This window comes from Berryella intestinalis (genome assembly GCF_000814825.1).
GTDB classification, from domain to species: domain Bacteria; phylum Actinomycetota; class Coriobacteriia; order Coriobacteriales; family Eggerthellaceae; genus Berryella; species Berryella intestinalis.
In genome coordinates, this window is sequence record NZ_CP009302.1 from 1,166,991 (window position 1) to 1,183,719 (window position 16,729).

A 16,729-nucleotide genomic window follows, 5' to 3' on the forward strand; every position below is an offset into this window, starting at 1 on the left:
GATCCCCATGCAAGACCATACCGTCATATCGAGCCTGATCGTCCGCGTTCTTCCCGACCACGGGGAAAGCGCGGCGGCGCGGCTCGCCTCGATCGAGGGGGTTGAGGTCCACGAAAAGCTCGAAGGCAAGATCGTCGTGACCATCGAGGCGCCCACCGTGGACTCCTCCCATGACACGGCGGCATCGTTTTCCGAGATCCCCGGCGTCATCGGCGTCGATCTGGTCTACGTGAACTTCGAGGACGACCCCGCCGTCGCAAAGGGATCGCAGCGATGAAACGCGCGAACGCGAACTGCACCCGGGTCCGCCGTGCGGTCCAGATCCTGGTCGCCGCCCTGTTCGTCGCGAGCCCCCTCGCGGCGGGCCGGGCTCTGTTCGGCGCGGCGAGGGGCTCCGAAGCACCGACGGGCGTCCCGGCCGACCTGCCCTTCTGGGGAACGCTTTCGTCCTCGCAGGTGGGACCCGTCACCCTGCTCGACCCGTTCGCCGCTGTCCAGGCGATGGCCGCCTCGCTGTCCTTCGACCCGGCCTGGCTGGTTGCGGCGGCTCCTGTCGTCGCCTTCTACGGGCTCGTGCGGGCGCGCTCGTTTTGCGGATGGGTGTGCCCGGTGAACCTCGTGCTGGAGCTCGTTGACGCGCTGCGCCGAAAGCTCCGCATCGAAGTGGCCGAGCGCGTTGTAGCCCGCCGAACGAAGATGGGCGCGGCCCTGGGCGTCGTCGTAGGTTCGGCTCTTGTCGGCATCCCGCTGTTCGAGGCGGTGTCGCCCCTCAGCGCCCTCAATAAGCTCGTCGTGGTGGGCAGTTTCGTCGGCACGATCGCGCTCGCGCTCATCGTCGCCGCCGAGCTTTTGTGGGGACATCGCGTGTGGTGCCGGTCGCTGTGCCCGCTCGGGGGGTTCTACCAGGCGCTCGGGCGCGTCGGCGTCGTGCGCATCGCCATCGACGAGCGCGCCTGCACGCGCTGCGGGCGCTGCAAAAAGGCGTGCCTCGCCGATCCCGAGATCCTCGATCCGGCTATTTACCAGGGTAGGCGCACGGTCGATGCGGGAGACTGCATGGTCTGCGGGGCCTGCATCGACGCCTGCCCAGAACGTGCGCTGCGCTACACCGCGACCGTGCCGGGATCCAACCTGTTCGACTCTTCCACCCTATCCGCCGCAAACGACAAGGAGGTGTCGCGATGAGCGACCAGACACCCGTCGCCCAGCCCGATAACGCGGGCGAGCGCCCCGAGAAACCGCGCCGAAAGACCAAGAAGCCCTTCATCTACGGGATCATCGCCCTGGCCGTCATCGGATTGGGCAGCGCGTTTTGGGTGTGGCACGAAACACCCGGCTTCTGCAACGCCATCTGCCACTCCCCCATGGACGCCACGGTGGGCACCTACAACTTCTCCTCGGGATCGCCCGCGACCGACAAATGGGGAAACCCGGTGCCCGACGGAAGCGACATGCTGGTCGTCGTCCATAAGGAAAAAGCAGGGGCCGACTGCTTGACCTGCCATATCCCCACCATCCAAGAACAGGTCAAGGAAGTGGCCGAATGGACGACGGGCAACTACTACGACCCCCTTACCGAGCGCTCCATCGCCGATCTGAACGCCTACGGCGCGCGAGCCGACGCGAATGCGCTGTGCATGAACGAAGCGTGCCACAACGTCGGGAAAGACGACCTGGCCCGCGCCACCTCGGCGCTTGCGCGCAACCCTCACGCCGAGGTCGAGGGGCACCCCCTGTTCGAGTGCAGCGACTGCCATAAGTCCCACCGCCAGTCGGTCAACGCCTGCTCGGGTTGCCACGAGGACGCGAAGATCCCCGAAGGGTGGCTCACCGTCGCCCAGGCAACGGCGCTCGCACCGCACAACGGGCGCTGATCTTCCGCGCTCCGATAAGGAAAGCGCATATCGACCGCCCGGCCCCGCAGCCCCCGCCCGCTTCCGCGGAGGGGCTGCGGGGCCGAAACCCGTTGCAGCCCTAGAAAAGGCGGTGGCGCACCACGTAATCGAACAGCTCGGGCTTGGATTTCAGCCCCAGCTTCGCCATGATCTTCGATTTGCGGCTCTCGACCGTCTTCACCGACACCGAAAGGGCATCGGCGATGTCGGCGTTCGAGAACCCCTTCACCGACAGCACGGCGATCTCGGACTCGTGCGGGGTCAGTATGCTGGGAACGTCGTCGATGCGGCGCATCGAATCCTTGATGAACGGCGATATGAGCTCGCGGCACAGGTAGCATTCCCCCGCCGCCGCCTCGCGCACGGCGCTGAAGAGATCGTCGTCCGACGAGCTTTTCAGCACGTAGCCCTTCGCCCCGTGCTGGAAGGCCTGGCGGGCGAACTCCAGCTCGTCGTGCATGGTGAGCAGCACGACCCCGCAGCGCACCGACGATCCCTCGATGCGCTCGGCCAGCAAAAGCCCCGATTTCTGACCTCCCATCGACACGTCGGACACGAGGACGTCGGGCGCGAGCTCGACCAGCATGTCCATCGCTTGCGCGGGAGAAGATGCCACCCCGACCACCTCGAAGTCGGGCTGCTGGTCGAGAATCATCCGAAAGCCCTCGGCCACCATCGAATGGTCGTCGGCGAGCACGATCCTAATCATGGCCGCCCCCGTCCAGGGGCATGATCGCCTCGACGAGCGTCCCTTCCCCCATCGTCGAGCGGACGACCAGCTCGCCTCCGAACGCCGCCGCGCGCTCCCTCATCCCGGCGATGCCCAAACCACCGCCTTTCGCCTCGGGATTGCCCACGTCGAACCCCGATCCGAAGTCCCTGACCGACAGGACCAGGCTCCCCGCGGCGCGCCTCAGGGCCACCTCGATGCGCTCGGTCCCCGAATACTTGCAGGCGTTCAGGCTCGCTTCCTGGAATATCCGGTACAGCGCCACTTCGCAGTCGGGATTGAGGCTCTCGCATTCGCAGATGTCGACCGAAGAGCGCACGCCGAAGTAATGGTCGTACTCCTTGCATTCGGCCGAAACGGCGGCGCCGAGGCCCAGCTCGTCCAACTCGGCGGGACGGAGGTTGCGGGCCAGCGAGCTGATGTGGGCCATCGCGTCGCGCAGCTGGTCGCACGCGCGGTCGAGCGCGGCGTCTTTCGCACCCGCGTCGAGCGTTCGGGCGCGGCGCAGGCCGATTTGGACCAACAGCAGCTCTTGGGCCAAACCGTCATGCAGCTCGCGGGCGATCCGCTTGCGCTCGTCTTCCTGCGCCTGGATGATCCGATGCGTGATCTCGGCATAACGGGGAGTGAGGCTCTCGCCGCTCAGCGTGAGGGCCGAGCGCGCCGAGACCCCGCGATCCGTCATGCGCGCCGCCGATTCCTGAACCCGGTCGACCAGATCCTGGCCGAAGTTGAACGGCGTCCTGAACGCGCAGATCACGATAGATGAGAGCCGATCGTCGTCGAACAGGGGAAAGCACAGGAAGCTCTCCAGCAGCTCGGCCGCCACGATGGGGAACTGGTACCAGATATCCTGCTGCATGTCGCGCTCAACGCTGCCCACCAGAAGCGCGCGGCGGGAGTTCGCCACCATGCCGAGCGCCCCCACCCCTTCGGGCAGGTGGACCCGCAGATAGCGATCGGATATATTGCCCGCCACATAATCCCACGACAGCGACTGCCAGCTGCCGCGCGGCACGCGGGAAACGCCCACGAAGTCGAATCCGAACTCCCGTTTCAGCGCGAACGCGAGATCCTGCCTATCCATAACCGTCCTATCGAGTCGAAGGTCCGAGCCTGCATCCTAACACGGAAACGGAGCGCGCCGCCGGGCGTAGGCGAACCAGGCGAGCACCGCCGTCGCCGCCGTGAAAACCGCGAGGGCCGCAAGCGCCTGCAGGTAATCGAGGCGGAACAGCATGGGGACGAAGAACGCCCCGTACGCCGCGAACGCCGACACGATGCCCGTGACCTGCCCCGCCGTCGTGCGCGACTCGAACAGGTGCGGGATCATGCGAAACGATGCCCCGTTCACCAGGCCCGTTCCCGAAAACAGGGCCATCATGCACCAGAAGAACAGGGTGAAGTCGCCCCGCGCGACGCCGCATGCGACGCCGATCGTGGCCAGCAGCATCACGACGAGCGAGGCGAGCGCCACCCGGGCGCCCGACTGGATGCGATCGGACAGCCACCCTCCCACCGGGCGGATCCCCGCGCCCACGAGCGGCCCCAGGAAGATGAACCAGTCGGAGCCGGATTGGGGGAAGACCATCGACACGATGAGGGGAAACGCCATCGAGTATCCGATGAACGACCCGAACCCGCACGAGTAGACCACCGCCATGAGCCACAGGTTCACGCGCTTGAACGGAGCCAGCGCCTGCGAGGGCGACTGCCGCTCGACGGGCACGTCGTCCATGAACAGCGCAACCAGGATGAACGCGACCGCAAGGGACGGTATCAGCAGAAAGCAGGCTCGATGCAGCGCAAGCGGTGCGGAGTCCAGCATCGGCGAGAGCGAGGCGCCCATCGCGAGCGGCGCTACGAGGTAGGCGGCGGCGACCCCGAGGTTGCCCACGCCCGCGTTGATCCCGTTGGCCGTGCCCCTGTTGCGCTTCGGGAAGAACTCCCCGATGTTGGCCATCGACCCCGAGAAGTGGGAAAGCGCGGGGCCGAGCAAGGAGAACCATAGCGCCATCTGCCAAAAGGGGGTTGCGGGATCCTGAAGCGCGAAGCCCAGGCCCGCCAGGGGGACCATCATGAGCGCCAGGCTCGAAAGCGTGAAGGCGCGCCCTCCCATGAGAGCGGGAAGGTAGGTGTAGACCAGGCGCCCCGTCGCCCCGACGAGCCCGGGCAGGGCCGCGAGGAAAAACAGCTCCTGGCGGCTGAAGTCGAACCCCGCCTGGTTCAGCCGCACCGCCACGAGAGCCCCCAGCGTGCTCACCGAAAACGAGAGGAACAGCGCGAACGTGGAAACCGCGAGGTTCCTCAGCGCGATCGAGCGGCCCGACGCGCGCCACATCGACGCGTCCTCCGGATCCCACCCTCCGACGATCCTCGGCACCGGCATACCCTTCGGCCTCATCTCCGACCGCGCCGCTTCACGATGACGGTGCTGAAATACGAGGCACCCTGCGACAGGTCGGCCTCAGCGAAGCGAGGAAACACCGCCTCGGTGGGAAGCCCGCAGTCGCTCACCATGGACGCGTCGTCCAGCTCTCCACGCTCGGCCAGGTCGGCTCGCAGCTTTTCAAGACGGCTTCCCGACTTCAGGTACACGCGCGTCGCGTCGGGGGAAAAACCGCCGCCGGCCGCCGTTCCCGGTTCCACGACCAGCCGCTCGGCCCCGTCGCACAGCGACACGCCCAGCTTCGCCGCGCTCGCGCAAAACGAGGTGACGCCGGGAACGACCTCGGTCGCATACCCGCGCCCCGCAACCCGGTCGCGGATGTAGGAGAAGGTCGAGTACACGCTCGCATCTCCCAGCGTCGCGTACGCCACCGACTCCCCGGCATCGAGCACGGCGCAGATGTCATCGGCGATGCGGTCGTACGATTCGGCGGCCCGCGCACGATCGCGGGACATCGGCGTGCTGCAATCTATGACGCGCTTTCCCTCGAGAAGCGAGCGCACGATGGAATACGCCGTCTGCCTCCCGCTTCCGATATCGGGAACCGCCACGACCGGGCACTCCCCTATGACGCGCACCGCCTTCAGGGTAAGCAGCTCGGGGTCTCCCGGCCCCACGCTCACGCCGTAGAGCACGCCTTTCGCGCATGCGGACGGATCCACCCCCCGGCGCGCGCCTTCTCCCGCTTTGGTGCGAGAGCCTTCCGGATGCGTCATTGCCTCTCCCCTCCCGATGCGATGTAGAGCAGCGCGTTGCAGATCGCGGCGGCGACGTTGCTGCCGCCCTTCCTCCCGCGCGCCACGATGTAGGGCACGTCGAGCTCCATGATCAGCTCCTTGGACTCCACCACGTTCACGAACCCCACCGGGACCCCGACGATCAGGTGGGGGCGCACCATCCGCCCCGCCTCGATCAGCTCGTACAGGCTCACGAGCGCCGTCGGGGCGTTGCCGATGGCGAAGACGAACGGGCGCGACAGCCGGGCGGCGAACTCCATGCTCACCGCCGAGCGCGTCAGCCCCCGCTCGCGCGCCTCGGCAGCCACCTGCGGGTCGGCGATGAAGTTCAGCACCTCGCCGCCGAAGCGCCCCAGCACGCGCTTGTTCACCCCGGAGGCGGCCATGGAGGTGTCGGTGACGATCGACGCGCCCCGCCCCAGGGCCGCGGCGCCGATGGCGGTGGCATGGGGGGAAAACGCCAGGTTGTCCGCATAGTCGAAATCGGCCGCCGTGTGGATGCAGCGCTTGATGACCGGCTCGTTTTCCGGATCGAGCACCCGATCCCCCAGCTCGCGCCCTATGATCTCGAAGCTGCGGCGCTCGATATCGGCCGGCTCGACGCTGACCAGCCTTTCCAACGCACTCATACGCCCTCCTCCAGAATCCGCCCCACCAGGCCCATATCCAACCCCGACCGCACTGCGCACGCCAGCTCGTCGTACTGCCGGGCCCGGTACGCCCCCATATCGAACGCCCGCACCGCTTCGGCGGAAAGCCCCTTCGCCCTAAACAGGCCGCGCACGAGCCGTTCGGTGAACTCGGGGGAATCGAACAGGCCGTGCAGGTAGGTTCCGCACACGTTTCCCGCCACGCACCCGTCGGCGCGCTCCCCCTCCGAGGATCGCAGCATGCAGAAGGGCTCGGCGGCGGGATCGTCCAGAAAGGTTTCCCCCATATGGATCTCGTAGCCCTCGATGCGCGCACCCGACACGCCAGCGGCGATCCCCGAGCGCGCGGTCACGCGCCCGCACGCGCGCACCTGCCGCTTGTCAGAGGCGAAACGCGTCCTCACGGGGAGCAGTCCCAGGCCCGCAAGCGAGCCCGCGCCTTCAACCCCGTCGGGATCCGACACCTCGCGCCCGAGCATCTGATACCCCCCGCACACCCCGATCAGCGAGGTGCCCCGCTCAGCGAGGCGCTTCACCAGCGCCTCCATCCCGCTTTCGCGCATCCAGCGCAGATCGGACAGCGTGCTTTTGGTCCCGGGGACGATGAGGAGGTCGGGAGATCCCAGATCCCGCGGGTTGCGCACGTAGCGCACCCCCACGCCCTCGATGGCGTCGAGGGCCGAAAAATCGGTGTAGTTCGACAGATGGGGAAGCCGCACGACCGCCGCATCGACGAGAACGTCGGCGCGCCGCCGCTCGAGGCGCTCCGATTGGCTGTCCTCCTCGTCGATGTCTGCGTCCGTGTACGGGACCACGCCCGCCACCGGAACGCCCGTGAGGGATTCCAGCTGCCGCAGGCCTGGGGCGAGGATCTCGGGGTCGCCGCGGAACTTGTTCACCACCGTCGCCTTCACCAGCGCCCGCTCGTCGTCGTCGAGCAGCATCATGGTCCCCGCCAACTGGGCAAACACGCCACCTCTGTCGATGTCGCCCACCAAAAGGACCGGAGCGCCCACCCGTTTGGCGACACCCATGTTCACGATGTCGTCCGACTTCAGGTTGATCTCGGCGGGGCTTCCCGCGCCCTCGATGACGATCACGTCGAACCTGCTCGCCAGATCGCGATAGCACTCCATGATGGCGGGAACCAGGTTGCGCTTGTAGGCGAAGTACTCCCGCGCCGCCATCGTGCCGATGGGCCGGCCCTTCACGATCACCTGCGAGCCCGTATCGCTCGTCGGTTTCAGCAGCACGGGGTTCATCGCCGATTCCGGCTCGATCCCGGCCGCCTCGGCCTGCATGGCCTGAGCGCGCCCGATCTCCGCACCGTCGGCGCAGATCGCCGAGTTCAAAGCCATGTTCTGGGACTTGAAGGGCGCCACGCGGTACCCGTCTTGCGCGAATATCCGGCACAGCCCGGCCACGAGCAGGCTCTTGCCCGCACCCGACATGGTTCCCTGGATCATGATCGCCCGCGCGGTCACAGCAGCCATCCCTTCCCTTTCGAAAACGCGCCGTCCCAACCCATGGTAGCGCACCGCGCGGCTAGCCCGGGTAACATCCCAGCACCCGCAAAACCTCGACGGCGCCGGCGAACAGCGCGAGCGCCTGGGCCGCCGTCGCGAGCATCAGCACGTTCGCGCGGCGGATATCCTCGGGTTCGATCGGCCGGACGTCGTCTCCGATGAAGGGCTTTTCGACCCGCACGCCCGCATACACCGCATCTCCCGCCAGGCGCACGCCGAGGGCACCTGCGCAGGCCGACTCGCCGTGAGCGCTGTTCGGCGAAGCGTGCAGGAGCCGATCGCGCGCGAACACGCGCCGGGCCCGCGCGGCGTCGAAACCCGGCAGGGAGGCCGCCGCGCACATCAGGGCGCCGGTGATCCGCGCGGGGACGAAGTTGGCCGCATCGTCGAGCTTCGCCGCGGCGCGCCCCAGATGCACGAACCGCTCGTTTCTGTAGCCGACCATCGAATCGAGGGTGTTGACCGCCTTGTAGCACACGCCCCCCACCGGACCCAGCAGAGCCAGGTAGAACAGGGGCGCGACCACGCCGTCGCACGCGTTTTCCGCCACCGTCTCGACCGCCGCGCGGCACACGCCCGCCCGATCGAGCGAGGCGGTGTCGCGCCCGACGATCATCGACACGGCTCGGCGGGCGTCCTCGAGGCTGCCCTCCCGCAGCGCGCGGAACACGCGCATGGACTCGTCGAACAGCGACCGGGCGGCCAGGCAGTAGTAGCTCGCGACCGCTTCGACCGCGAGCTGCAGCTGCCACGAAACCGCGCCCGCCGCAACCACGAGCGCGGCCGTCGCCCCTCCGAACAGCCCCAGCGTGGCCGAAACCAGGAGAAACCCCGCGATGCGCTCGCGGCGGGGGCCCGCGCCGATGAAGCCCGCGCGCGCGAGCACCCTCTGGAACCGCTCGATGAACGATCCCATCCACCTGACCGGATGGACGAAGCCGTGCGGGTCCCCGATCGCCAGATCGAGGACCGCCCCGATGAGCAAGGCGACAAGGTGAAGCGCCATACCTAGGCCCCGATCCGTCGCGAGAACCGCGCGCACGCTTCGACGAACCGGTTCGCCAACCGGGGATCGGAGCATAGGTTCACGTGGGGAAAGCCGGCGTACATCGTCGGCGTCGCATGCCCGCACTCCCACGAGCGGTCGCTGCGGGGCTTGCGCGCCGTCAGGTCGGCACCCGCGCAATCGCTGTCCCAGTAGTGGAACTCGTGCGCTCGGACGGCCTCCCCTTCCCTGAACAGCAGCGAGTCGCCATGGGGGTGCAGGTTCGCGTATCCGAAGCGCCTCGATCGCCCGGCGGGAAACGCGGTGCCCTCGATGACGCCCGCGCCGGAAAACCGGTTGCGCTGCGCGTCCTCGATGAACTCGTGCAGGTACATGAACCCGCCGCACTCGGCGATGACGGGCATCCCCGCCGATGCCGCCTCGCGCACGCTGCGGCGCATCGAGGCGTTCGCTTCCAGCCGCGCGGCGTGCAGTTCGGGATACCCCCCGCCCAAATACAGCCCGGACGCGTCCGCCGGAAGGCAGGGATCCGACAGCGGGGAAAACCTCCGTATCGTGCATCCCCGCTGTTCGAGCGCGAAGAGCGCATCGGCGTAATAGAAGCAGAACGCCTCGTCGGACGCCACGGCGACCGACACCCCCTCGAAGCGGGGCGCATCCGATCGCACGGTCGATCCGCCGGCGACGCGGCCCCCCTCCGGCAGCCCGTCGCCTGAAACATCGAGCGCACCCGCCCCGTTTGCAAGCGCTATCAGCCCCTCCACATCCACATGGGCCTCGACCGCATCGGCCAGCCGGTCGATCTTCGCATCGATCCCGGCGATCTCGGATGCGGGGACCAGGCCCAGGTGCCTGCTGTCGAACCCGACGTCTTCGAGCGGGGGGAGATACCCCGCGACCGCAACGCCGCACTCGTCTTCGATCAGCTGCTTCATGCGGGGGAAAAACGCATCCGAACAGCGGTTCACGATCACGCTTGCGATGTTGGACGGCGCGCGCAGCCCCAAAAACCCCCGAACCTCGGCCGCCGCCGACAGCGCGCGGCCCCGTCCGTCGACGACGAGGACCGTCGGCGTCGAAGTCGCGACCGCCAGATCCCACGACGACGCCTCGTCGCTCGTCGCTATCCCGTCGTAATAGCCCATCGCGCCTTCGATGACAGCGATGTCGCATCCGCGCGCGTTGCGCGCAAGCGATGCGCGAACGCCGTCGCGCCCCAGCAAGAACAGATCGAGATTGCGGCCCGCAGCACCCGTCACCCGCTCGAGGAACAGCGGGTCGACGTAGTCGGGACCGTTCTTGAATGCGGCGACCGACAGCCCGCGGCGCTGAAGCGCCCGGATGATGCCGCAGGTCAAAGATGTTTTCCCGACGTTCGACCCTGTCGATGCCACCAGCAGCCGCGAAATTCCCACTAGCATGGGCCGCCCCCGACCGCAATCAGGTACACCGGGTTGTTCGCCATCATCATGTGGGACGACCCCACCTGCCGGGCCCGGGCGACCGACACGCTGACGACGTCGGCGCCCTCTATCCCGCGTGCGCGAAGCGCATCCAGGGTCCCCGACAGCGTCTCGATCACGATAGCCGACACCACGATGCGGGCCCGCGGGTTCGCTTCGAGCGCGGCATCGATGATCTCGGCGATGCGACCCGCCGACCCGCCGACGAACACGCAGTCGGGAGCAGGCAGGCCCGCCAGGGCAACGGGTGCCCGCCCCTCGACCACAGAAACGTTCGACGCTCCGAACCGCTCGGCGTTGCGCGCGATAAGCCCGCAGGCCTCGGGGTTGCGCTCGATGGCGAACACCCGGCCTTCGGGCGCGGCAAGCGCGCACTCGACGGACACCGATCCGGTGCCCGCACCCACATCCCATACCGTCGCGTCGGCGGAAATGCGCAGCTTAGACACGGCCAGCACGCGCACCTCCTCCTTGGTCATGGGCACCTCTGCGCGCTCGAAATCGCCGTCGGACAAACACGGTGCCCCGAACGGCCGGGAAAGAGGGCGCTCGTTCAGCGCCACCATGACCGCCAGGTCGCCGAAGCGCTCCTGCGCCACCCGATGGGCGGGACCGGACACGATGCGCTCGCCCCGGGCGCCGAGGTTCTCGCCCGCATGCACCGCCACATCCCCCAGCCCCGCCTCGACCAGCGATGCGCACAGATCGTGCACGCGCGTATCCCCCCCGGTCAGAAAGAAGGTCTTCGCATGGGTCCTCACCGCGCCCGGCGCGTTGCAGGCCCTACCGTGCGCAGACACCAGATGCGCGTCGTGCCACGGCATGCCCAGCTTGGCGAAGAACGCCTGAACCGACGACACGCCGGGAACCAACTCGACCGAGCAGCTCTCGATGCGCGCGAGCCGGGAGGAAAGCAGGCGGGCGCCGCTGTAGAAGCCGACGTCGCCCGACATGAGGATCGCCGCCGCGCTCGCCTCTCCGCGACACGCGGCCGCCTCGAGCTCTTCGACGATCCGATCCATCCCAATCAGCGCCATGCATCGGGCGCCCGAATCGGGCGGAACGAGATCGAGCAGACGCCGCGCTCCGATGACCAGGTCGCTTTCGCGCAGCGCACGCGAGCCGGCAGCGGTGAGCGTACCGGAATCGCCCATGCCGGCGCCGATGATGAAAACCCTCATCTCGCTTCCTCCCCTTCGATCATGCCGTCGATACGGCGAAACACCTCGGCCAGCGTCACGCCCCCCTCGCTGCGGGGACGGCTCACCACCACGCACGCGACGCCGCAGCTGCGCGCGGCGTCGACCTTCTCTTGGAATCCGCCGTGGACGCCGGCCGATTTGGTGACCATCGCCGCGATGTCGTACTCGCGCAGAATAGCCTCGTTGAGCTGCTGGGAAAACGGCCCCTGGACGGCGATGACGTGGCTTGCCGGCAATCCGGCCGCCCGCGCGGCGGACAGCGACTCGCCCACGGGAAGCACGCGCGCCCACACCCGCTCGGCGAAACCCCGTATGTGGCGCGCATAGACGCCGAGATCCTTGGAGCCCGTCGTCAGCAGCACGTTTCCCCCTATGCGATTTAGGCGGTTCACCGCTTCGGCGGCCGCCTCGGCCGAGGGGACCGCTATCTGCGAGTCGGACGGCACGTCTCGCCTCTCCACGCGCATATACGGCACGCCCGCGATCGACGAGGCCTCCCTGATGTTGGCCGTCGCCTCGGCGGCGTAGGGATGCGTGCAGTCCACGACCGCGTCGAAGGGCCCTCCCGGCGCATCGCAGGCGCAGCCCTGCATGAGGCCGACCATGCCTTCGACGTCCAGGCGCGCGAAGAGCGCCGAGACGTTTTCCGCCGTCGGCAGAAGCGACGCGCCGTATTCCGTCGCGCAGCTGGCCGCAAGCTCGATGCCGGGCGCGCCGGCGTAGCGCTCGACCAGCTGGCGGCCCTCGGTCGTTCCCGCGAACACCAGCACCCTCATCGGACGAGCCCCGTATCGTACCCGCGCGGCGTGACCATGCGCCCTGCGACCAAGCGCGTCTGCGAGTTCCCAATGAACACGGTGGTGAACATATCGACCGGCTGGTCGCGCAGCTCCTCCAGGGTCAGCACCCGCGACTCCTCGCCCGCCCGGGCGATGTTGCGCACATAGCCGCACACGGTGGCGGGGTCCTTCGACTCCAGCAGGATGTCGCAGGCGCGGCGCAGGTAGTCGGAGCGCTTGCGCGACGAGGGGTTGTACAGGCACAGCGCGAAGTCGGCACGAGCTGCCGCATCGAGGCGCGAAGCGATGGTATCCCAAGGCGTGAGCAGGTCGGATAGCGATACGACCGCAAAATCGTGCATGAGCGGCGCGCCCAGGACGGCCGCGCCGGCGACAGCCGCCGTCACGCCGGCCACCACTTCGATCTCCATCGGATCGAAATCCCGGGCCAGCTCGAAGCACAGGCCCGCCATCCCGTAGACGCCCGCGTCGCCCGAGCACACCATGGCCACCTCGCGACCCGCCGCAGCCTGGGCAAGCGCGGCGCGGCAGCGCTCGACTTCCGAGCGCATGGGGGTGCTCACCAGCTCCTTTTCGGGGAACCGGTCGCGGATAAGGTCCACGTACACCGTGTAGCCGACGATGAGGTCGCTCGCCTCGAGCGCCCTGCGGGCCCGCTCGGTCATATCCAGCCCGGATCCGGGTCCGAGACCGACGATACGCAAAGCCATAGGGAAAACTCCTTCGCAACGAATGGTTCTAAAACGCCGCCGTCATGCGCGCCAAACCCAGCGCAACGGTGCAACCCTGCGCAGCCCGCTTGGCAAGCACCAGGGACTCCCCCCGCGCCGTCGCCGCGCGCTCGCAGACGTTTCCCACGCCCACGGCTCGCTCGACGAACTCCGACGAGGGGAAATCGCCCGGCACCGCCCGCAGCTCGTCGGCGCTGAAGTAAGCGACGTCGAGCCCCCAGCGCGCAGCCAAATCGTCGATGGCGGGCTCGCCCCGCTTCACGTCGATGGTGGCGATCCCGCTTAGGGCCGCGCGCGGGCAGCGCGCCTCGCTCAAAACGCCTTCCACCTGATCGCGCAGCACCTCGGCGCCAACCCCCCGCCGGCAGCCCACGCCCAGCGTGATGCAGCGCGGCACCAGATGGAGCGTGCGGGGAAAGGGACGCCGCCCCGTGTGCCAGTCGAGGCGCACCCCCACGTCCGCAGCCGCGCCGTCTGCGAGGGAAAACCCCGCGGGCACGTCGCCGATAAGCGGGAAGGCCGACGAAAGGCCAACCGGCGCGCCTTCGAGCAGCGCGGCCGAAACTTCTTTGGCCCGCGCGCGCTCCATGATGGAGAACCCCTCCCGGGCCGCCCATTCGTCGATCGCGAACACGCCGTTCACATCGGTCGCGGTCGATACGACGGCGCATCCCCCCGTCTCCTGCGCCAAAAACCGCGCGAGGTCGTTCGCGCCGCCCACATGGCCGGACAGCAGCGGGATGCAGAACGAGCCCCGCTCGTCGAGCACGACCACCGCGGGATCGGTCAGCTTGTCGGCGACCAGCGGCGCGATGGCGCGGACCGCGATGCCGCAGGCGGATACGAACACCAGCGCATCGCATGAGCGGAATCGCTCCGAGGCCCACGCGGCCAGGGACTCGAACGGCTCAACGCCCGCCTCGCGCGCGAACCGCACAGGGCCCGACACCGAAACCTCGTCAGCGACGCCCTGCGCCTCGACCGCACGGGCCAGCGATCGGGCCAGGTCGCACCCCGCGCGCGTGAATCCGACGAACGCAGCCTTCCTCATCGGCCGCCCGCCTCGGACGAAGGCTGCGCGGAGGCGTCGGCCAGCGGCAAGGCACCGCCTGCGCCCTTCTCGGCCGTTCGGAACCCGTGGGAAAACCCGGGATGGTACAGAAGCGACCGGTCGTATTCGTCTCCCAGAAAGCGCCCCACCAGCACGAGCGCCGTCTTCGAGACGCCGGCATCGCGAGCCGTTTCCGCAAGCGTGCCCGCCGTGCAGCGCAAGACGATCTCATCGGGCCAGGTCGCTTTGTAAACGATGGCGGCGGGCGTCGAGGGGTCGACACCGCCTTCCCTCAGATCGGCCTCGACGTTGGAAAGCAGGCCCGCCGACAGGAACAGGGCCAGCGTGCACCCGTGCTTCGCCATCGAGGAGAGCCGTTCGCCCTCGGGTACCGGCGTGCGCCCCTCGGCACGCGTGACGATGAGCGATTGGGAGACGCCCGGAAGGGTGAACTCGGCCCCCAGGGCGGCAGCGGCCCCGAACAGCGACGACACCCCCGGCGTCACGTCGTAGGGGATCCCCCGGCGATCGAGCTCGTCCATCTGCTCGCGGATGGCGCCGTACAGCGCGGGGTCGCCCGTGTGCAGCCGCACCGTGGACCACCCCTTCTCCTCGGCGTCCTCCATGGCGGAAACGACCTCTTCGAGGGTCATCGACGCCGAGTCCATCACCGTGCACGACGGGCCCGTCAGATCGAGCAGCTCGGGATTGACCAGGGACCCGGCATAGATCACCAGATCGGCCTCGGCAAGGAGCCGCGCACCGCGCACCGTCACCAGATCGGCCGCGCCCGGCCCCGCTCCCACGAAACGAATCATGCGCCTTCCTTTCCCGAATCCCCGGCATCCGCCTCGGCGGCGCCGTCCGCTCCCGTGCGCGGAAATGCCGCAGCCGCCAGATCGCGCGCACCGTCCGACTCTCCCAGCAGCCCCTGCGCCGACGAGAAGAACATCAGCTCCGCGCGAACGCGGGAACCGACCCGCTTGCGCAGGTGGTAGGTCATGCGCGCAGTGATAGACGCCATGACCTGCGCGCGGATGCCCAGCTCGTCGAGGATTCCGATCGCCTCGTCGACCGTGACGCAGTCCATGATGCGCGCGACGGCCTCGGACGGCGCTTCGGCGAGGGCCGCATGGGCGGCCAGCACCTCGCCGCGCCCGTCCACGCATCTGGAATGCGTGTTCATCGCCCCCGCTGCGAGTTTCACGAGCTTTCCCGCATGGCCCACCAGCAGAACCGACTCGAACCCGACCTGCACCGCGTAGTCGAGCGCCGCACCCAGGTAGTTCGAGCACTGAACGCATTCGGAAAAGTCGATGCCCAAACCGCTGCGCGCGAAATCGCGTCCGTAGTTCCCGGGGACCAGCAGCAAGGAGCGCTTTCCCGCCGCTCGCCGCACCCGCATCTCCAGCTGGATGGACGCCACGAGGGCCTCCTCGCTCATGGGCCTCACCACGCCCGTCGTCCCCAGGATGGATATGCCGCCCTCGATTCCCAGACGGGGGTTGAAGGTCTTGAGCGCGATGCGCCTTCCCTCGGGAACCGACACGAGCACCGAGACGCCGCCCGTCGCCCCCGCCGATCGCTGCGCGGCGCGCGCCTCGCGGGCGATCATCTCGCGCGGGACCCGGTTGATGGCGGCCTGGCCGACCGGCTGGTCGAGCCCGGGGCGCGTCACGCGGCCCACCCCTTCGCCGCCCTCCACCGCCACGCCCGGCGTTTCGGAGCGCTCCACGCGGGCGAACACCAGCGCGCCGTCGGTCGCGTCGGGGTCGTCGCCCGAGAACTTCCTCACGGCGCAGCGCGCCCATCCCGGACCCGACTCCGCGCATTCGACTTCGACCCGTATGTCGAAGCCGGCTGGGACCTCGATGGTGACGGCGGCGGGAAACACCCCCGTGAACAGCGCCTCGGCAGCTGCGCGGGTAGCGGCGGCGGCGCAGGTCCCCGTCGTGTAGCCGCAGCGCAGGCGCTTCTGCCCCACATCGATGTAGTGCTCCCACACCGCGCGGGCGTCCTCGGCCGCAAGCCCCTCGGGCTTTGAGCGGCCGCGCGGGCGGGCGAGGTCCTTCAGGTCGGAGAAGCGGTCGTACACCATGCGCGTGCCCTCGTCGCGCACATGGGGCAAGAAGCAGTCGGTGCAGACCTTCACGCCCTTGTCGTTGTACCTGAACCGACCGCCGCACGCGTCTCCCAGCGCATAGAGCGGGCAGTAGCAGAACAGGCAGTTGAAATCCTCGGGGGCCAGCCCCTCGTGGCAGGGGAAGTACGGACATGCCGTATGCGCGAAGAAGGGATAGGCCGAGGCGGGAGAATCCGCGCGCGAGGCGCGAGACACGCCGTTGTCTTTTCCGATGCGATCCGTCACGAAACCCCTTCGATACGCTTGCAGCCACCCTCCCATCATAGCAAGCGCCGGGCGGATTCGCCTTATTTCCCGTCGATACCACGACCCGCTCATACCGGGGCGGCTCATTGGCTATCATGGA

17 protein-coding genes are annotated in these 16,729 nt (G+C 68.4%); 3 read left to right on the plus strand and 14 right to left on the minus strand.

Annotation, left to right across the window (positions count from 1 at the left end):
- The first annotated feature begins 7 nt into the window (after positions 1 to 7).
- The 3 genes from JI75_RS05180 to JI75_RS05190 are packed head-to-tail and all read left to right on the plus strand — an operon-like array spanning position 8 to position 1,874.
- Positions 8 to 277, plus strand: a complete 270-nt coding sequence (locus JI75_RS05180) for a chaperone NapD (protein ID WP_039689310.1) — start codon at positions 8 to 10, stop codon at positions 275 to 277.
- The gene (locus tag JI75_RS05185) at positions 274 to 1,185 is read left to right on the plus strand and encodes a 4Fe-4S binding protein (protein WP_082019765.1); all 912 of its coding nucleotides are present in this window, start codon (positions 274 to 276) and stop codon (positions 1,183 to 1,185) included. The genes JI75_RS05180 and JI75_RS05185 overlap by 4 nt, the downstream gene beginning before the upstream one ends.
- Positions 1,182 to 1,874 carry a cytochrome c3 family protein gene (locus JI75_RS05190; RefSeq protein ID WP_052241621.1) on the plus strand — a complete coding sequence of 231 codons (693 nt, stop codon included), beginning with the start codon at positions 1,182 to 1,184 and terminating at the stop codon, positions 1,872 to 1,874. Before JI75_RS05185 ends, JI75_RS05190 begins: the two co-directional genes overlap by 4 nt.
- Positions 1,875 to 1,974: 100 nt before the next feature.
- Here JI75_RS05190 and JI75_RS05195 read toward each other — a convergent pair whose 3' ends face one another.
- From JI75_RS05195 to cbiD, 14 genes are read right to left on the minus strand one after another with little or no spacing between them, the layout of a single operon-like run.
- On the minus strand, positions 1,975 to 2,604 hold the full coding sequence (locus tag JI75_RS05195; protein ID WP_052241622.1) for a response regulator transcription factor: 630 nt from the start codon (positions 2,602 to 2,604) through the stop codon (positions 1,975 to 1,977).
- Positions 2,597 to 3,712, minus strand: a complete 1,116-nt coding sequence (locus JI75_RS08800; RefSeq protein WP_052241623.1) for a GAF domain-containing sensor histidine kinase — start codon at positions 3,710 to 3,712, stop codon at positions 2,597 to 2,599. The genes JI75_RS05195 and JI75_RS08800 overlap by 8 nt, the downstream gene beginning before the upstream one ends.
- A 36-nt stretch (positions 3,713 to 3,748) precedes the next feature.
- Positions 3,749 to 5,008: an MFS transporter gene (locus JI75_RS05205; RefSeq protein WP_052241624.1), complete on the minus strand. Its 1,260-nt coding sequence runs from the start codon at positions 5,006 to 5,008 to the stop codon at positions 3,749 to 3,751.
- Positions 5,009 to 5,025: 17 nt separating this feature from the next.
- On the minus strand, positions 5,026 to 5,790 hold the full coding sequence (gene cobI / locus JI75_RS05210) for a precorrin-2 C(20)-methyltransferase (RefSeq protein ID WP_082019766.1): 765 nt from the start codon (positions 5,788 to 5,790) through the stop codon (positions 5,026 to 5,028).
- Complete coding sequence (locus tag JI75_RS05215) at positions 5,787 to 6,440, minus strand: precorrin-8X methylmutase (protein WP_039689314.1); 654 nt, start codon at positions 6,438 to 6,440, stop codon at positions 5,787 to 5,789. Before JI75_RS05215 ends, cobI begins: the two co-directional genes overlap by 4 nt.
- A complete protein-coding gene (locus JI75_RS05220) occupies positions 6,437 to 7,954 on the minus strand; it encodes a cobyric acid synthase (protein ID WP_039689316.1) in 1,518 nt (505 codons plus the stop codon). Before JI75_RS05220 ends, JI75_RS05215 begins: the two co-directional genes overlap by 4 nt.
- A 52-nt stretch (positions 7,955 to 8,006) precedes the next feature.
- Positions 8,007 to 8,993 carry an adenosylcobinamide-phosphate synthase CbiB gene (gene cbiB, locus JI75_RS05225; RefSeq protein ID WP_039689318.1) on the minus strand — a complete coding sequence of 329 codons (987 nt, stop codon included), beginning with the start codon at positions 8,991 to 8,993 and terminating at the stop codon, positions 8,007 to 8,009.
- Between the two features lie 2 nt (positions 8,994 to 8,995).
- On the minus strand, positions 8,996 to 10,414 hold the full coding sequence (locus tag JI75_RS05230; protein WP_039689320.1) for a cobyrinic acid a,c-diamide synthase CobB: 1,419 nt from the start codon (positions 10,412 to 10,414) through the stop codon (positions 8,996 to 8,998).
- Positions 10,408 to 11,637 carry a precorrin-6y C5,15-methyltransferase (decarboxylating) subunit CbiE gene (gene cbiE / locus JI75_RS05235; protein WP_039689322.1) on the minus strand — a complete coding sequence of 410 codons (1,230 nt, stop codon included), beginning with the start codon at positions 11,635 to 11,637 and terminating at the stop codon, positions 10,408 to 10,410. The genes JI75_RS05230 and cbiE overlap by 7 nt, the downstream gene beginning before the upstream one ends.
- Positions 11,634 to 12,434 carry a precorrin-6A reductase gene (cobK, locus tag JI75_RS05240; RefSeq protein ID WP_039689324.1) on the minus strand — a complete coding sequence of 267 codons (801 nt, stop codon included), beginning with the start codon at positions 12,432 to 12,434 and terminating at the stop codon, positions 11,634 to 11,636. Before cobK ends, cbiE begins: the two co-directional genes overlap by 4 nt.
- Positions 12,431 to 13,168 (minus strand): precorrin-3B C(17)-methyltransferase, encoded by a 738-nt coding sequence (gene cobJ, locus JI75_RS05245; protein ID WP_039689326.1) that lies wholly within the window; start codon positions 13,166 to 13,168, stop codon positions 12,431 to 12,433. The genes cobK and cobJ overlap by 4 nt, the downstream gene beginning before the upstream one ends.
- 28 nt (positions 13,169 to 13,196) lie before the next feature.
- Positions 13,197 to 14,240, minus strand: a complete 1,044-nt coding sequence (locus JI75_RS05250; RefSeq protein WP_039689328.1) for a cobalt-precorrin 5A hydrolase — start codon at positions 14,238 to 14,240, stop codon at positions 13,197 to 13,199.
- Positions 14,237 to 15,058, minus strand: a complete 822-nt coding sequence (cobM, locus tag JI75_RS05255) for a precorrin-4 C(11)-methyltransferase (protein ID WP_082019767.1) — start codon at positions 15,056 to 15,058, stop codon at positions 14,237 to 14,239. Before cobM ends, JI75_RS05250 begins: the two co-directional genes overlap by 4 nt.
- Positions 15,055 to 16,608: a cobalt-precorrin-5B (C(1))-methyltransferase CbiD gene (gene cbiD, locus JI75_RS05260; protein WP_240993133.1), complete on the minus strand. Its 1,554-nt coding sequence runs from the start codon at positions 16,606 to 16,608 to the stop codon at positions 15,055 to 15,057. The genes cobM and cbiD overlap by 4 nt, the downstream gene beginning before the upstream one ends.
- Positions 16,609 to 16,729 lie beyond the last annotated feature (121 nt).

Bases quoted from the DNA above. Each gene is read 5' to 3' on its own strand.
- JI75_RS05190 (WP_052241621.1), top strand. From the start codon at position 1,182: ATGAGCGACCAGACACCCGTCGCCCAGCCCGATAACGCGGGCGAGCGC.
- JI75_RS05195 (WP_052241622.1), bottom strand. From the start codon at position 2,604: ATGATTAGGATCGTGCTCGCCGACGACCATTCGATGGTGGCCGAGGGC.
- JI75_RS05250 (WP_039689328.1), bottom strand. From the start codon at position 14,240: ATGAGGAAGGCTGCGTTCGTCGGATTCACGCGCGCGGGGTGCGACCTG.
- JI75_RS05180 (WP_039689310.1), top strand. From the start codon at position 8: ATGCAAGACCATACCGTCATATCGAGCCTGATCGTCCGCGTTCTTCCC.
- cbiE (WP_039689322.1), bottom strand. From the start codon at position 11,637: ATGAGGGTTTTCATCATCGGCGCCGGCATGGGCGATTCCGGTACGCTC.
- cbiB (WP_039689318.1), bottom strand. From the start codon at position 8,993: ATGGCGCTTCACCTTGTCGCCTTGCTCATCGGGGCGGTCCTCGATCTG.
- JI75_RS05230 (WP_039689320.1), bottom strand. From the start codon at position 10,414: ATGCTAGTGGGAATTTCGCGGCTGCTGGTGGCATCGACAGGGTCGAAC.
- JI75_RS08800 (WP_052241623.1), bottom strand. From the start codon at position 3,712: ATGGATAGGCAGGATCTCGCGTTCGCGCTGAAACGGGAGTTCGGATTC.
- cobJ (WP_039689326.1), bottom strand. From the start codon at position 13,168: ATGGCTTTGCGTATCGTCGGTCTCGGACCCGGATCCGGGCTGGATATG.
- cobM (WP_082019767.1), bottom strand. From the start codon at position 15,058: ATGATTCGTTTCGTGGGAGCGGGGCCGGGCGCGGCCGATCTGGTGACG.
- JI75_RS05215 (WP_039689314.1), bottom strand. From the start codon at position 6,440: ATGAGTGCGTTGGAAAGGCTGGTCAGCGTCGAGCCGGCCGATATCGAG.
- JI75_RS05220 (WP_039689316.1), bottom strand. From the start codon at position 7,954: ATGGCTGCTGTGACCGCGCGGGCGATCATGATCCAGGGAACCATGTCG.
- cobI (WP_082019766.1), bottom strand. From the start codon at position 5,790: ATGACGCATCCGGAAGGCTCTCGCACCAAAGCGGGAGAAGGCGCGCGC.
- cobK (WP_039689324.1), bottom strand. From the start codon at position 12,434: ATGAGGGTGCTGGTGTTCGCGGGAACGACCGAGGGCCGCCAGCTGGTC.
- JI75_RS05185 (WP_082019765.1), top strand. From the start codon at position 274: ATGAAACGCGCGAACGCGAACTGCACCCGGGTCCGCCGTGCGGTCCAG.